Origin of the sequence: Pseudomonas sp. MIS38 (genome assembly GCF_019891575.1) — a bacterium.
GTDB classification, from domain to species: Bacteria; Pseudomonadota; Gammaproteobacteria; order Pseudomonadales; family Pseudomonadaceae; genus Aquipseudomonas; species Aquipseudomonas putida_A.
Genome location: NZ_JAFLXF010000019.1, coordinates 115,751 through 131,462 on the forward strand (window position 1 = coordinate 115,751; position 15,712 = coordinate 131,462).

Genomic DNA, 15,712 nt, shown 5'->3' on the forward strand with positions numbered 1-15,712 from the left:
CGCCCTGGCGCGACCATCCCTCGGAGATTCACATGTCATTGCTCAGCAAGAAAGCCGTCGTCCTGTTGCTGGCGGCGGTCGCCGGTTTCGGCGCCCTCAACGCCCAGGCAGCCAAGCCCAAGGAAAAAGCCTCGACCAACAACGTATCGATGCTCGACGGCAAGTTCACCTTCGTCCTGCCCAAAGGCTTCACCGCCGACCCGCTGCCGGCCGGGCCAACCGGTGCCAAGGGCACGATGTACACCAATCAGGCGACCAAGACTGTGGTCATCGCCGCGGAAAACCAGATCGCCGGCGGCGCCAGCGTCAAGGACAACGACAACGAATTTCTCGATGGCAGCCTGGCGAGTTTCATCGATGACCAGCGCAAGGCCCTGCCGGACTTCAACAAGCTCAGCGAAAAAAGCCTGACCCAGAAAAGCAGCGGCCTCGGCGTGCGTCAGGTCGACAGCACCGCCACTCAGGGCGGCGGCCAGACCCTCAATACCACCCTGCTCGCCGCGTCCGGCAAGCGCATGGCGCTGGTCCAGGTGATTTCCCGGGCCAGCGACAAGAGCGGTCACGATGCGCTGGTGAAAACCATCCTCAAGGACAAGTGATCCTTACGGATTGAGCTGCTGCAGCCAGGCATTCAAGTCGCGCAGCTCGGCCGCACTGATGCTGTGGCCGACGCCGGGATAGGCGTGAAACTCGGGTTTGTAGGCAAGTTTTTGCAGCAGCGCATTGGCCGCAGTGCCGTCGCGGTACGGCACCCGATCATCGGCGGTGCCATGGCCGATGAAGATCTTCAGCGGCAACGGTTGTTGCTGCGCCTGGAGCTCGGTTTTCAATACCGGCAACAGGCGTCCGCTCAACGCCGCGATGCCACCGACCGCCACGGGCGGACGCAAGCCCACCTCGTACGTCATCATCGCGCCCTGGCTGAAGCCGATCAGGTACACCTTGTCCGGGCTGGCGTGATATTTCTTCGCCGCCTGGGCGACAAACTCCCGCAGTTTCTGACCGCTGGCCTTCAGATCATCGGTCTCACCGTTGTAGGCGCCTTCGCCTTTTTTGCGAAACCACTGGAAACGCCCTTCGCCCAACGCCAGCGGCGCCTGCACCGAGAGGTAGTTGTACTGTGCCGGCAGTTGAAACTTCATACCGATCAGATCGGCTTCGTTACTGCCGTAGCCGTGCAGAAAAATCACCAGCGGCCGGGTGTTCGCGTCCGGGTGAACCTGTTCGATGTATTTCAGTGGCAAGTCGCTTTGCAGCGTGGTTTGCGCGTGGACGGCGCTTGACGCCAGCAGGGTTAACAGGGCAAACGCCTTCAACATAGAGCCTTCCTTCGCGGAGTGTCGGGTTCGTCGGTGAGCCTAACACTCTCTGAAGATTGTGGTGCTGGCGAGACCGCTATCGCGAGCAGGCTCACTCCTACAGGGACAACGCATGCCAAATGTAGGAGTGAGCCTGCTCGCGATGAGGCCGGAAAATCCAAGGAAATCTGTCAGTCGTTTATCAGCTTGCCCACCCGAATCGGCTCACGCCCCGCCACCTTGGCCTGCCAGATCCCCGGCTGGGTGTAGCGCCCGCGATCAATCGCAAACAGCACGCCGCTGGTGCCGGCGCGGACGGTGGTCAGCCGGTCATTCAACGGATCCACCACTTCGAACAGCGCATCGCCCTTCTCCACCCACTCCCCGGCATTGCGCAGGAAACTGACCACGCCATGGTGCGGCGCGAACAGGTATTCGGTGCCTTCGAACGGCATGCCTTCGCAGCATTCGCTCGGCGCCGCCGGCCATTCGCCGCTGATGAAACCCTGCTCGGCGAGAAAGCCGAGAATCGCTTCACAATTGGCCTGCGCCTGATCGACCCGCGTGTCGCCCATGCTGCCCAGTTCAAGGGTGGTGGCGAGGTTCGCCGGGGGAATCGCCGCACTCGGAAACGCTCGGGCCAGACGCAGCCACGGCGATGAGCACGATTCATCGAACGAACTGCCACCGGAGTCTTCGCACAACAAGGCCACGCCGGCCTTCAGTCGCGCCGCCAGCGATTGCCAGCGCGGCCAGTGTTGTGGCAATGCGTAAATGTGAATCGCCGCGTCGAAATCACAATGCAGATCGAGGGTGATGTCGGCGTCGCAGGCATGGCGCAACAGCAAGCGGTGCAGTGCTTCCAGTTGCGAGGCCGGGGCTGGCAACTCATCGAGCACCTGGCCCATGGTCTGGCGGATCAGCGCGATGTTGGCCTCAGCGTCTCTGCCCAGTTGCTCACCGATTCGCGCCGCCACCGGCGCACTGAGTTCAACAAACGCGCGGTTGAAATTCTTCCCGCTGCCCAACTCGAAGCGCCCCATGTGGCTGCCTTGCAGATGCTGGTCGAGGCCAATCGGGTTGGCTACCGGTACCAGCTCGATCACACCTTGCAGGCGGCCCTGCTGTTCCAGCGCGTTGAGGCGTTGTTTGAGTTCCCACGCGGTGCGCATCCCCGGCAGTTCGTCGGCGTGCAGACTGGCCTGGATGTACACCTTGCGAGTGCCCGCGCCGTAACGGAAGACGCTGAGGGAACGTTCGCTACCCAGATGGCTCCAGGGCAGGACATGGTCGATGCGTTGCATGGGAAAACTCCTGAATGGCTGGATCACGCAGATCCCCTGTAGGAGTGAGCCTGCTCGCGATAGCGGTGTGTCAGGCACTAAAGCGGCTGAATGTTAAACCGCTATCGCGAGCAGGCTCACTCCTACAGGGTTCTCCTATGAATCAGAGCACAAAAAAAGTGGCCACCGCGCAAACGGGACCACTTTTTTCTACAGCGTATTAATGACCGTACACGTCAAAGTCGAAGTACTTGTCCTGGACTTTCTTGTACTCGCCATTGGCGCGGATTTCGGTGATGGCCTTGTTGAATTTCTCGGCCAGCTCGGTATCGCCCTTGCGTACGGCAATCCCGGCACCGCCGCCGAAGTACTTGGCGTCTTCGTAGGTCGGGCCGACGAATTCGAAGCCTTTACCGGCGTCGGTCTTCAGGAAACCGTCGCTGAGGTTGACCGAGTCCGCCAGCATCGCGTCGAGACGGCCGGATTTCATGTCCAGGTTGGCTTCCTGTTGCGAGCCATAGCGCACCACTTCAAACCCGGCGTCCTTGGCCATGTCGGTGGCATAGCGGTCGTGGGTACTGGCGCGCAGCACGCCGACTTTCTTGCCCTTGAGCTCGGTCAGCGGGTCTTTGACACCGGAGCCTTCCTTCATCACGAAGCGCGCCGGGGTGTGGTAGTACTTGATGGTGAAATCGACGTTTTTCTTGCGGTCGTCAGTGATGGTCATCGAGGACAGGATCGCGTCGATCTTCTTCACTTTGAGTGCCGGGATCAGGCCGTCGAACTCCTGCTCGACCCACACGCATTTGACGTCCATCTGTTTGCACAGGGCATCGCCGATATCGACGTCGAACCCGGTGAGTTTGCCATCAGCGGTTTTCATCGAGAATGGCGGGTAAGCGGCTTCGATCCCCAGACGAATCGGTTTGGCGTCTTCGGCCACTGCGGTCAGGGACAACATCGACAGTGCCAGGGCACCGAACATCACTAGCTTCTTCATTTATTACTCCTGTGTGCGGAGGCTTTTATTGGCAGCTTTCGATTGGCGTTCGGTCATGGCCATTGAGCAGCAAAAACCGACGTGGCCGGCAGTCTATGGCGGCGCGCACAGGGCAAATTGTGTTTAGGCGACAAATACTTACAGAAAATCGGCGCACGCGTTGACCGGGATCAACAGTGCGCCGACATGGTGCAAAGGCTGTAGGACAAACTCCGATTCTGCTCAGGAAATGGCTGAAAAACCTGTCAGCATTCGCAGGCAATGACAACTCGGGCAGGCTGTTCGACACTCAGCGAAAAACCCTCATCCAGCCAGCCGGTCACGCCGCCGATCATCTCCTTGACCGGGTAACCCAACGCCGCCAGTTTCACCGCAGCCTTGTTGGCGCCGTTGCAGTGCGGGCCGGCGCAATAGACCACGAACAACGTGCTCGTCGAATACTCCGCCAGGCCTTCGGCGGTCAGCAAGCGGGTCGGAATGTTGATCGCGCCCGGCACGTGACCGCGCTCGAACGCCAAAGGACCGCGCACATCGACCAGGACAAAATCGACTTCACCGGCCTCCTGGCTGCCGTACACGTCAGAACAATCGGTTTCAAAGGTCAGACGGTTGCTGAAGTGCATCAGGGCAATCGCCGACGGTGCGGCAGGAATGTCGCGAACCAGGCTGGTCATGTTGTGTGGCTCCTTCATCTGTTGGGGTGTGAGCAGACTTTATCGGGCCGGCACTTGGCGCTACAGTGGCGCGCAAGACACTCACCGGGAATTTTCCGCCAAATGCCTGACTACCTGGATTGGTTGCGATTCTGGCCTACGACGGCCTCTGTACCTTCGAGTTCGGCATCGCCGTGGAGATTTTCGGCCTGCCCCGGCCGGAGTTCGATTTCCCGTGGTACGAGCACCGCATCGTCGCCGTCGATCAAGGGCCGATGCGCGCCATGGGCGGGATTCACGTATTGGCCGACGGCGGCCTGGAGCTGCTGGCGCAGGCGCGCACCATCATCATTCCCGGTTGGCGCGACCGCGAGGCCCCGGTGCCGCCGGCGCTGATCGACGCCTTGCGACAGGCCCACGCCCAGGGTGCGCGGTTGCTGTCAATTTGCTCAGGGGTGTTTGTGCTGGCCGCCAGTGGCTTGCTCGACGGCCACGGTGCGACCACCCACTGGCGCTACACCGATGAACTGGCGCGACGCTACCCGGCGATCGCGGTCAATCCGGATGTGCTTTACGTCGACTCCGGACAGTTGATCACCTCGGCGGGCAGCGCCGCCGGGATCGATGCCTGCCTGCATCTGCTGGCACGGGACTTCGGCACCCAGGTCGCCAATTCAGTGGCCCGGCGTCTGGTGATGTCGCCGCAACGCACTGGCGGTCAGGCACAGTTCATCCCGACGCCGGTCAGCGCGACGCCGCGCAACGACTTGTCGCGGGTGATGCAGTGGGCCCGCGAGCGCTTGCACCAACCGCTGGAAGTGCGCGATCTGGCCAGCGAAGCGGCGATGAGCGAGCGCACCTTTTTGCGCCGTTTCACCGAGGCCAGCGGGCAATCGCCCAAAGCGTGGCTGCAACACGAGCGACTGGCCCGGGCGCGGGAATTACTGGAGAGCAGCGTGCACAACACCGAGCAGATCGCCCAGCGCTGCGGTTATCGCTCGGTGGAAAGTTTTCGCGTGGCATTTCGCAGCGTGGTCGGGGTGCCGCCGTCGGTGTATCGGGAGCGGTTTGGGCGTGGGGTCAAGGCCATTTCTTGAGTTGACTGTGATGACCCCTTCGCGAGCAAGCTCGCTCCCACATTTGAAATGGGCCCCCCTGTGGGAGCGAGCTTGCTCGCGAAGAGGCCAGTCCAGCCACAATAAACCTACGGCTTACGCAACAGATAGGTATCCATGATCCACCCATGCTCAGCCCGGGCAGCCTTGCGCACCCGCTCGATCTCGGCCGCCACATCCTTGAGCTTGCCACTGATCAGGATTTCATCCGGTGTGCCCAGGTAGGCTCCCCAGTAAATCTCGGTCTGCTGATCCGCCACATGGTGGTAGGAATCTTCCGCATCGAGCATCACCACCAGACTGTCGGTGTCGCTGACCTGCCCCGCCGCCAGCCGCCGGCCAGTGGTGATTTCAATTGACCGGCCAATGCTGTTCAACGGCACTTTATGCTGCGCCGCCAACGCCTGAACGCTGGTTATCCCGGGGATCACTTCAAACTCGAAAGCACAGCGACCTGACGCCAGAATCGCCTGCAGGATACGAATCGTGCTGTCGTACAACGCCGGGTCGCCCCACACGAGGAATCCGCCGCACTGCTCGTCAGCCAATTCTTCATTGATCAGTTGTTCGAAGGTTTCTTGCTTGGCGCGATTCAGATCATCGACCGCGCGGGTGTAGTCCACGTCGCCGCGCGCGCGCTCGGGGCTGTGGGATTCGACGAAGCGATACGCAGGATCGGTGATGTAGCGCGCACAGATGTCGCGCCGCAGATCGATCAGTTTGTCCTTGCTCGGGCCTTTGTCCATCAGAAAGAACACGTCGACTTGATTCAGCGCCTTTACCGCCTGCATCGTGATGTAGTCGGGATTTCCGGCGCCGATGCCAATTACCAGCAGTCGTTTCATCAAAGTGCTCCCGCAAGATCGATACCCAGCAAGCGTAGCCGCCAGATGCCGTTGAACCGCAGCTCAACCATGGACAACGGTTCAACATCAACGGCGTTGAACGCCGCGCCCTGTAACACCTGCATCAGTGCCGCACGCACCACAAACGGATGGGTGACGGCGACGATGTGCCCCGATGCGCCTTGCAGACTGGTCAGCCATGCCGCCACGCGTTCGCTCAACTGCATTACCGACTCGCCACCATGCGGTGCCGCCTGCGGATCATTGATCCACGCCTGCAAGGCCTCGGCCTCGCGCACTTGCAGATCCTTGATCGCTTGCCCGTGCCAGCGCCCCAAATCGCAATCGCGCAGCGCTTCGTCCACTTGCGGCGCCGCACCGAACCACTCGGCAGTCTCGCGCGTACGCAATTCCGGCCCGCACAACAAACGACTGGCACCGGTGAACTTCGCGGCCAACGCGCCGATCGCGAATGGCGAATTTTCAACAGGCTCGTTCGTAGGAAAGCGCGACAATTTCTGTGCGACGGTTCGCGCGTGGCAAATCAAAGTCAAACGGGTGGACTGCACAGGATTTCACTCGATAAGCATCAGCTGAATCGGCGGCAAATCGCCGGTCTTGTGGCAATTGTGCCGTAACCCGGTCGCTTCAGGGGATCTCGTGAACCTCCAGCCCAGTACTCTGAAGTAGAAAAAGCGGCAATGTCTGACACGCCTGGAGGCAATGGACTACAAGAGGCACAGACTCAGGTGTAGCCCTTGTTACTCAGGGTTGTGAGCTTATTTAAACGTCGAATCGCCAACGCTAAAAATTCACTAGACATGTAACCTGAGTTACATAAATACTGTTTTAACGGATTGTGAAACGAATTCAACACCCCCCCCTTCATCCAGCAGGAGCCCGGATGCCCCCTCTCAGAGACTTGATCACCGACCCCGGCCTGGAACTGACGCCGTCGGAGCGCAAAGTGATTCGCGCCCTGCTCGACCAGTATCCACGCAACGGCCTGGGTCCGATGGCGCGTCTGGCCGAACACGCCGGCGTCAGCGATCCGACCATCGTGCGGCTGGTGAAGAAGCTCGGATTCGGCGGTTACGCCGAGTTTCAGGACGCCCTGCTCAGCGACATGGATCACCGTCTGCGCTCGCCGCGCACCCTGTTGCAGCCGCGTTCGCACCTGAACAAGGACGATGCCTGGGGCCATTATCTGGCCGACAGCCAGCGTCTGCTGGTGGAAACCCAGGCCCTGACGCAACCCGAAGACGTGCGCATTCTGCTCGACTGGCTGCTCGACACCCGGCACCAGATCTACTGCTTCGGCGGGCGCTTCAGCAGCCTGATGGCCAACTATCTGCTCAACCACTTGCGGCTGCTTCGACCCGGCTGTTTTGCCCTGGAAGACAACGCACAACTGCCCGACCGCCTGTTCGATCTGCAACGCCAGGACGTGGTGCTGCTGTTTGATTACCGGCGCTATCAGTCCCAGGCCCTGCGGGTGGCCTCGGCGGCGAAGAACAACAACGCGCGGGTGGTGCTGTTCACCGACATCTATGCCTCGCCGCTGCGTGAACTGGCGGACCTGATCATCAGCGCCCCGGTGGAATCGGCCTCACCGTTCGACACCATGGTGCCGGCGCTGGCCCAGGTCGAGGCGCTGATTGCCTGCCTGACCCTGCGCAGCCCCGATCTGGCCGATCGCCTGGAAGGCATCGACGCCCTGCGCAACGACTTCAACACCCACCTGCTGGAGGATAAATAAGGATGTTCAGTCTTCCCCACCGCTCGCCGCGGGATTTGCCGTTCGTCACCGGTCACACCGCTCTGTTGCTGGTGGACATGCAGCGTGCCTGGCTCGAACCGCAGTTCGACCCGCACCTGAACGGCCCGGACGCCGAGTATTTCCTGACCCGCGCGCACATGCAGGTGGTGCCCAACCAGCGCCGCTTGCTCAGTGCCTTTCGCGAAGTGCGGCAGAATGTGCTGCATACGATTATCGAAAGCCTGACCGCCGACGGTCGCGACCGCTCGCTGGATCACAAACTGTCGGACATGCACTTGCCCAAGGGCAGCACCCAGGCGCGGATCATCGACGACCTGACCCCGGTGGAAAACGAAATCGTGTTGCCGAAAACCTCGTCCGGGGTGTTCAACTCGACCAACATCGATTACGTACTGCGCAACCTCGAAACCCGCCACCTGATCATTGCCGGCATCGTCACCGACCAGTGCGTCGACATGGCCGTGCGCGATGCCGCCGACCGTGGCTATCTGGTGACGCTGGTCGAAGACGCCTGCGCCACCTACACCCCGGCGCGGCATGACGCCTGCCTCAACGCGATCAAGGGCTACTGCTGGATCAGCGACACGCAAACCGTACTCGGCCGCTTGCAGGAGATGCGTCCATGAGCGAGCGCCTGACGCCGTTGCCGATGACCACCATCGTCACCACCGACCTGATCGGCATCACCCGTGGCCGCTCGTTTCCCACCGATCAGCTGGAGCATTATCAAGCGGCCGGGTGCGGCTGGGTACCGGCCAACAGCGCACTGACGCCTCAGGACATCATCGCCTCGACCAACCCATGGGGCGCCTATGGTGATTTGCGTTTGATTCCGGATTTGAGCAGCCGCGTGACGGTCGGTAATGGCCCGGACGCCGCAGCACCGGCGCTGGACTTCATCCACGGCGACATACGCGAGACCGATGGCCGGCCGTGGAGCGCTTGCCCGCGCACGTTGTTGCGCGATGAAATCGAGCGCTATCGCGACGACCTCGGTTTGCAGGTCAACGCAGCGTTCGAACACGAATTCAACCTGCATGCCGGTTTTGCCGAGCATCTGGCGTTTTCCCTTGAAGCCCAGCGTCAGGGTGCCGAATTCGGCGGCTGGCTGCTGAGCGCCCTGCGCGCCGGCGGTGTCGAGCCGGAAATGTTCCTGCCCGAATACGGCAAGCACCAATACGAAATCACCTGCCGGCCGACCCTCGGCGTGGCGGCGGCGGATCGTGCGGTCAACGTGCGCGAGATCACCCGCGAAATCGCCCGGCAAATGGGCCTCGACGTCAGCTTCGCGCCGAAAACCAAGGCCGACGCGGTGTGCAACGGTGTGCACCTGCACATCAGCCTGCTCGACCTGCAAGGTCTGCCACTGCTCTACGACGCCGGCACCAGCAACGGTCTGTCGACCCTCGGCCAGCATTGGGCCGCCGGGATCCTGCATTACCTGCCGGCGCTGTGTGCGTTCACCGCGCCGACACCGGTGTCGTACGAGCGTTTGCAGCCACACCACTGGAGCGCGTCCTATGCGTGTCTGGGGCAGCAGAACCGTGAAGCGGCGCTGCGCATTTGTCCGACCGTGAGCCTGGGCGGCAAATCCGTGGCGGCGCAGTACAACCTGGAATTCCGCGCCATGGACGCCACCGCCTCGCCGCATCTGGCAATGGCCGCGCTGCTGATTGCCGGACGGCTGGGCATCGAACAGCGTCTGGCGCTGAACGCGATCACCGATGAAGTTCCCGATTCACTCAACGACGAGCAACGCAAGGCCCGGGGCATTGTGGCCCTGCCCGCCTCGCTGGCCCAGGCGCTGGATTGCCTGCGTGACAGTGCAGCCTTCAATCAATGGCTGCCCAAGCCGTTGCTCGACACTTACCACGCCCTTAAAACCGAGGAACTGGCGCTGACGGAACAGCTCTCGCCCGCTGACCTGTGTGAGCACTATGCACGCCTGTACTGAATCCGCCGAGCTGGGGTTGTACACCCGCCCGGTCTACAACCTGAGCCGCGAAGATTCATCGCATCCGTTGATTCTGGTGTGCGAGCACGCCAGCCGCTACATCCCCGAGGCCCTGAACAATCTGGGCCTGGACGATGCCGCCGCGCGCGAACACATCGCCTGGGACATCGGCGCACTGCAACTGGCCGAAAAGCTCTCGGAGACACTCGGCGCGACACTGTTGAGCGCCAACTATTCACGGCTGCTGATCGACCTCAATCGGCCCCGGCATGCCCCCGACAGCATTCCGGCGCAGAGCGAGATTTATCAGGTGCCCGGTAACCGCGAGCTGGACGAAGCCACGCGCGAGTACCGGCGCCAGACCCTGTTCAAACCGTTTCACGCCCGGCTGCAGACCCTGATCGACCAGCGCGTTGCACAAGGCCAAGCAGTACGGGTAGTGGGGATTCACAGTTTTACCCCGGTGTATTACGGCCAGCCGCGCCCGCTGGAAGTCGGCGTGCTGTTCGGTCAGGCCGGCGCCTATGCGCAACGGGTGATCGATGGCCTCGGCCAGCACCCGCTGAACGTCGCGGGCAACCAGCCGTACCGGGTTGATCCGCTGGGCGACATGACCGTGCCGGTGCATGGCGATGCCCGGGGGCTGGAATCGGTGTTGATCGAGGTGCGCAACGATCTGCTGCGCACCCCAGAGGCGGTATCGCTGTGGGCCGAGCGCCTGGCGCCACTGCTGTAAAGAACGCTGCAAGACTGCTGACGCTGTAACGATGGATCGACATAACAACTAAAAACGCTGGATAGGCTGACAAGGAGTTGCGCTTCATGGAAATAGAAGAGTTCGGCTACAAACAGGAGTTGAAACGTAGCCTGACACTGACCGACCTGGTGGTGTACGGGATGATCTTCATGATCCCCATCGCCCCCTTCGGCGTGTATGGCTACGTGAATGCCGAGGCGCCCGGGATGGTGCCGCTGGCCTACATCATCGGCATGGTCGCGATGCTGTTCACCGCGCTGAGCTACGGCAGCATGGCCAAGGCGTTTCCGGTCGCCGGTTCGGTGTATTCCTACGCGCAACGCGGCCTCAATCAACACGTCGGCTTCATCGCCGGCTGGCTGATGCTGCTCGACTACCTGCTGATTCCACCGCTGCTGTACGTCTACGCGGCGATGGCCCTGAACCATCTGTACCCGGACATTCCGAAGGTCGGCTTCATTCTAGCGTTTCTGGTCAGCGCGACGTTCGTCAACCTGCGCGGGATCACCTTCACCGCACGGATGAACATCATCTTCCTGCTGGCGCAGCTGGTGGTACTGGGAATCTTCCTGTTCTACGCCTGGAACGCCCTGCACAATGGCGGCGGCAACGGCGAGCTGACCCTGGCGCCGCTGTATCACCCGGAAACGTTCAACTTCGCCCTGCTGATGCAAGCGGTGTCGATTGCGGTGCTGTCGTTCCTTGGCTTCGATGCGATATCGACCCTCGCCGAAGAAATCAAAGGCGATCCGGGCCGCAGCGTCGGCCGCGCAGCACTGATCACTCTGGTGGTGATGGGCGTGATTTTCGTCGTACAGACCTGGATCGCCACCGATCTGGCTGCCGGCATGGGTTTCAAGTCCGCCGACACCGCATTCTATGAAATCGCCGAAATCGCCGCTGGCAGCTGGCTGGCGACGCTGACCGGGGTGGCGACCGCGCTGGCCTGGGGCGTCGCGGTGGCGATCACCTCGCAAGCGGCAGTGTCGCGCCTGCTGTTCGGCATGGCCCGCGACGGCAAGTTGCCGAAAGTCCTGGCCAAGGTGCACCCGAAGCACAACACCCCGTACCTGAGCATTTATCTGGTGGCAGTGCTGTCGCTGGTGATCTGCTACCTGTTCATCAATTCGGTCGACACCCTGACCTCGCTGGTCAACTTCGGTGCCCTCAGCGGTTTCATGCTGCTGCACCTGACAGTGATCAACTACTACTGGCGTCGGCAGAAGTCCGGTCAGGTCGTACGCCATCTGATCTGCCCGGTGATCGGCTTCATCATCGTCGCCGCCATCATGTACAACATGGGCGTCGATGCGCAGAAACTCGGCCTGATCTGGATTGCGCTGGGTCTGGTGTACCTGTTCTTCCTGAACAAGCTCGGCGCCAGCACAGCGCTGCCTGACCCGAGCAATGGCTGACAAGAAAAAGAGCGGCGTCTGACATCAAATCAGGCGACCGCCGCTTTAAAGCGTGGCAACCGACAGTGATAGTCAGGTTCGGTGGGATCACCGAACCCTTTGATACAGGAGTGCATCCATGCTGGTCTTACGCCCAGTCGAGACAACCGACCTGCCGCAATTGCAGCAGCTGGCCCGCGACAGCCTGGTCGGCGTCACGTCGCTGCCTGACGACAGCGAACGCCTGCGCGAAAAAATCGCCGGCTCCTGTGCCTCGTTCGACAACGACATTCAGGCGCAAGGCCCGGAGAACTACTTCTTCGTGCTGGAAGACCTCGACACTCAACGGCTGGTCGGTTGCTCGGAGATCCTCGCCACGGCCGGTTTCAACGAACCGTTCTACAGCTTGCGCAATCGCCACTTCACCAGTGCTTCGCGGGAACTGAACATCGAGCACGGGGTGCCGGCGCTGTCGCTGTGTCACGACCTCAGCGGACACACGCTGTTGCGCGGGTTTCACATCGACAACGCGCTGGTGCGCAGCGCCTTTTCCGAATTGCTGTCGCGGGCGCGGCTGCTGTTCATCGCCGCCCACGCGCAACGTTTCGCCGATGCGGTGATCACCGAAATCGTCGGCTACAGCGACGAGAACGGTCATTCGCCGTTCTGGGACGCACTGGGCAAACACTTCTTCGACCTGCCCTACGTCGAGGCCGAGCGCCTGTGCGGTCTGCAAAGCCGCACGTTTCTCGCCGAACTGATGCCGCAATACCCGATTTACGTACCGATGCTGCCTCCGGCAGCGCAGGAATGTATCGGCCGGATTCACCCGGACGGTCAGGAAGCCTTCGACATCCTCGAACGCGAAGGCTTTGAAACCAACAGCTACATCGATCTGTTCGATGCGGGCCCAACCCTGTATGCGCGCACCGCAAACATCCGTTCGATCGCCCACAGCCAGACCGCCACCGTGCGCCAGCAAGCGCCGATCGTCACGCGTGGCCGTTATCTGTTGAGCAACGACGCACTGCATGGCTTCCGGGCCATCGTCGCCGAACTGGATTACCAGCCTGAGCAACCGCTGTCGCTGACGCCGGATCTGTGTGCCGCACTGAAGGTCACCGATGGCAGCACGATCAGGGTGATAGCCCTGTGAACCGCCACCGGCTGCACACCCAACGACAGTGCCCGAACCGGCGCGTACAAGGAGTTACCGCATGATCGTCCGTCCGGTCAAAGTCAGCGACCTGCCAGCACTGATGACTCTGGTGCATCAGGCCGGCCCGGGGTTCACCACCCTCCCGGCCAATGAGGATCGCCTCGCCCACCGGGTGCGTTGGGCCCAGCGCGCGTTTTCCGGACAAGTGGAACGGGCCGACGCCGATTATCTGTTCGTGCTTGAAGATGACGACCTGCGGGTGGTCGGCGTCAGCGCCCTGACCGGCGCGGTAGGCCTGCGCGAGCCGTGGTACAACTACCGAGTCGGCCTGACCGTGAGTTCGGCACCGGATCTGGGCATTTCGCGGCAGATCCCCACACTGTTTCTCAATAACGAGCTGACCGGCCAGTCGGAACTGTGTTCGCTGTTCCTTCAGCATGAGCAACGCCATGGCAACAATGGCCGGCTGCTGTCGCTCGGGCGGCTGCTGTTCGTGGCCGAATTTCCGCAACTGTTTGGCGAGAAGATGATCGCCGAACTGCGCGGCAGTGCCGATGAACTCGGCTGCTCGCCGTTCTGGGACAGTCTGGGCCGGCATTTCTTCCAGATGGACTTCAGCCATGCTGACCACTTGTCGGGTCTGGGCAACAAGTCGTTCATCGCCGAACTGATGCCGCGCCAGCCGTTGTACACCTGCATGCTCACCGAACAGGCACAGGCGGCCATCGGCCAGGCGCATCCCAATACCGAGCCCGCGCTGAAGATCCTGCGCGAAGAAGGTTTTGTGCATAAGGGCTACATCGACATCTTCGACGGTGGCCCGGTGATCGAAGCACCGACCGGCAACATTCGTACCGTGCGCGACAGCCTGGCGCTGACCCTGAGTCTCGGCACGCCGGACGATCAGGCACCGTTGTGGCTGATCCACAACCGGCGCCTGGAGAACTGCCGCATCACCGTGGCCCCCGGTCGTCTGGTCGGCAATACCCTGGTGGTCGATCGCCTCACCGCCAAGCGCCTGCAACTGCAACCGGGCAATTCGGTGCGCGCCGTGCTGCTGCCCAGGCAACAGCAACAGGCGGTAGCGGCCTGATCTGCGGTTTAGCCACTGAAAATCCGCTGACTGCCGATGAAACCTTTCAGCCGCTGGATCCTTCATCGACGCCTCACTCGCAAATTCGTCATGAACCTTGACCCATTCGCGTGATAGCCTTTTCATTCTTCGGCGTTGACACCTTTGCTCAAGCCGTTCCATTCCTTTGTATTGGTGGAACTCGTATGACCAGGCTTTCCCATCAAGATTTGCGCCGTAACTTCCGTCAATTGCTGGCTTCCGACACCTGCTACCACACCGCCTCGGTGTTCGACCCGATGTCCGCGCGCATTGCCGCAGACCTGGGTTTTGAGGTGGGGATCCTCGGCGGCTCCGTGGCCTCGCTGCAGGTGCTGGGCGCCCCCGACTTTGCCCTGATCACCCTCAGCGAATTCGCCGAACAGGCCACCCGCATCGGCCGCGTTGCCCAGTTGCCAGTGATCGCCGACGCCGACCACGGTTACGGCAACGCCCTCAACGTGATGCGCACCATCGTCGAACTGGAACGCGCCGGCGTCGCCGCCCTGACCATCGAAGACACCCTGCTGCCGGCGCAATTCGGCCGTAAGTCCACCGACCTGATCTCGGTCGCCGAAGGCGTCGGCAAGATCCGCGCGGCGCTGGAAGCCCGGGTCGATTCGGAAATGGCAATCATCGCCCGCACCAACGCCGGGATCCTGCCGAATCAGGAAATCATCAGCCGCACCAAGCAGTACCAGGCCGCCGGTGCCGATGGCATCTGCATGGTCGGGGTGCAGGACTTCGATCAGCTCGAGCAAATCGCCGAACACCTGACGGTCCCGCTGATGCTGGTGACCTACGGCAACCCGGCGCTGCGCGACGACAAGCGCCTGGCCGAACTCGGGGTGCGCGTGACTATCGACGGCCACGGCGCCTACTTCGCCGCGATCAAGGCGACCTACGACAGCCTGCGCGAACAACGCCAGATCTTCACCCAGGCCTCGGACCTGAGCGCCACCGAGCTGACGCACACCTATACCCAGCCTGAGGATTACATTCTGTGGGCGAAGGAATACATGAGCGTCAAGGAATAAGCTGCGGCCAGGTCTGGCCCCTTCGCGAGCAAGCCCGCTCCCACAGTGGATTTTCAGTGAACACAGCATGGGTGTTGAACACAGATCCCATGCAGGAGTGAGCCTGCTCGCGATGACGTCAGCACATTCAACACCCATTTAGCCTGACCCGCCGCCTTCGCGAGCAAGCCCGCTCCCACAGTGGATCTTCAGTGAACACAGCATGGGTGTTGAACACAGATCCCATGTAGGAGTTAGCCTGCTCGCGATGACGTCAGCACATTCAACACCCATTTAGCCTGACCCGCCGCCTTCGCGAGCAAGCCCGCTCCCACAGTGGATCTTCA

General features: G+C 61.6%; 16 protein-coding genes. 10 read left to right on the forward strand and 6 right to left on the reverse strand.

Annotated elements, in window-relative coordinates:
• The first annotated feature begins 32 nt into the window (after positions 1–32).
• Positions 33–599, forward strand: a complete 567-nt coding sequence (locus tag J1G18_RS20700) for a hypothetical protein (RefSeq protein ID WP_027611648.1) — start codon at positions 33–35, stop codon at positions 597–599.
• A 3-nt stretch (positions 600–602) separates the two neighbouring features.
• On the opposite strand, the gene J1G18_RS20705 is transcribed toward J1G18_RS20700, so the two are convergent.
• The 4 genes from J1G18_RS20705 to J1G18_RS20720 form a co-directional block, all read right to left on the reverse strand.
• The gene (locus tag J1G18_RS20705; RefSeq protein WP_098964532.1) at positions 603–1,319 is read right to left on the reverse strand and encodes an alpha/beta hydrolase; all 717 of its coding nucleotides are present in this window, start codon (positions 1,317–1,319) and stop codon (positions 603–605) included.
• A gap of 170 nt (positions 1,320–1,489) precedes the next feature.
• Positions 1,490–2,602, reverse strand: coding sequence for a succinylglutamate desuccinylase/aspartoacylase family protein (locus tag J1G18_RS20710; protein WP_098964533.1), 1,113 nt, complete (start codon positions 2,600–2,602; stop codon positions 1,490–1,492).
• Positions 2,603–2,801: 199 nt separating this feature from the next.
• On the reverse strand, positions 2,802–3,581 hold the full coding sequence (locus tag J1G18_RS20715) for an ABC transporter substrate-binding protein (RefSeq protein ID WP_003226194.1): 780 nt from the start codon (positions 3,579–3,581) through the stop codon (positions 2,802–2,804).
• Positions 3,582–3,826: 245 nt separating this feature from the next.
• Complete coding sequence (locus J1G18_RS20720; protein ID WP_098964535.1) at positions 3,827–4,255, reverse strand: rhodanese-like domain-containing protein; 429 nt, start codon at positions 4,253–4,255, stop codon at positions 3,827–3,829.
• A gap of 119 nt (positions 4,256–4,374) precedes the next feature.
• Here J1G18_RS20720 and ftrA point away from each other — a divergent pair, with 119 nt between their 5' ends.
• Positions 4,375–5,331, forward strand: a complete 957-nt coding sequence (gene ftrA / locus J1G18_RS20725; protein ID WP_223008367.1) for a transcriptional regulator FtrA — start codon at positions 4,375–4,377, stop codon at positions 5,329–5,331.
• 107 nt (positions 5,332–5,438) lie between these two features.
• Here ftrA and cobF read toward each other — a convergent pair whose 3' ends face one another.
• Both cobF and J1G18_RS20735 read right to left on the reverse strand, forming a co-directional pair.
• Positions 5,439–6,194 carry a precorrin-6A synthase (deacetylating) gene (gene cobF / locus J1G18_RS20730; RefSeq protein WP_223008368.1) on the reverse strand — a complete coding sequence of 252 codons (756 nt, stop codon included), beginning with the start codon at positions 6,192–6,194 and terminating at the stop codon, positions 5,439–5,441.
• Complete coding sequence (locus J1G18_RS20735) at positions 6,194–6,763, reverse strand: histidine phosphatase family protein (protein WP_139054637.1); 570 nt, start codon at positions 6,761–6,763, stop codon at positions 6,194–6,196. The genes cobF and J1G18_RS20735 overlap by 1 nt, the downstream gene beginning before the upstream one ends.
• 335 nt (positions 6,764–7,098) lie before the next feature.
• Between J1G18_RS20735 and J1G18_RS20740 the strand changes: the two genes are divergently transcribed.
• The 8 genes from J1G18_RS20740 (at position 7,099) to J1G18_RS20775 (ending at position 15,386) form a co-directional block, all read left to right on the forward strand.
• The gene (locus tag J1G18_RS20740) at positions 7,099–7,953 is read left to right on the forward strand and encodes a MurR/RpiR family transcriptional regulator (RefSeq protein WP_223008369.1); all 855 of its coding nucleotides are present in this window, start codon (positions 7,099–7,101) and stop codon (positions 7,951–7,953) included.
• Positions 7,954–7,955: 2 nt separating this feature from the next.
• A complete protein-coding gene (locus J1G18_RS20745; protein ID WP_223008370.1) occupies positions 7,956–8,600 on the forward strand; it encodes an isochorismatase family cysteine hydrolase in 645 nt (214 codons plus the stop codon).
• On the forward strand, positions 8,597–9,928 hold the full coding sequence (locus J1G18_RS20750; protein WP_223008371.1) for a glutamine synthetase family protein: 1,332 nt from the start codon (positions 8,597–8,599) through the stop codon (positions 9,926–9,928). Before J1G18_RS20745 ends, J1G18_RS20750 begins: the two co-directional genes overlap by 4 nt.
• Entirely contained in the window at positions 9,912–10,664 is a 753-nt protein-coding gene (locus J1G18_RS20755; protein ID WP_223008372.1) for an N-formylglutamate amidohydrolase, read from the forward strand. The genes J1G18_RS20750 and J1G18_RS20755 overlap by 17 nt, the downstream gene beginning before the upstream one ends.
• An 86-nt stretch (positions 10,665–10,750) precedes the next feature.
• Positions 10,751–12,100, forward strand: coding sequence for an APC family permease (locus J1G18_RS20760; protein ID WP_027611637.1), 1,350 nt, complete (start codon positions 10,751–10,753; stop codon positions 12,098–12,100).
• 118 nt (positions 12,101–12,218) lie between these two features.
• The gene (locus J1G18_RS20765; protein ID WP_223008373.1) at positions 12,219–13,235 is read left to right on the forward strand and encodes an arginine N-succinyltransferase; all 1,017 of its coding nucleotides are present in this window, start codon (positions 12,219–12,221) and stop codon (positions 13,233–13,235) included.
• A gap of 61 nt (positions 13,236–13,296) precedes the next feature.
• On the forward strand, positions 13,297–14,331 hold the full coding sequence (astA, locus tag J1G18_RS20770; protein WP_223008374.1) for an arginine N-succinyltransferase: 1,035 nt from the start codon (positions 13,297–13,299) through the stop codon (positions 14,329–14,331).
• Between the two features lie 185 nt (positions 14,332–14,516).
• Positions 14,517–15,386, forward strand: coding sequence for an oxaloacetate decarboxylase (locus tag J1G18_RS20775; RefSeq protein ID WP_007968750.1), 870 nt, complete (start codon positions 14,517–14,519; stop codon positions 15,384–15,386).
• Positions 15,387–15,712 lie beyond the last annotated feature (326 nt).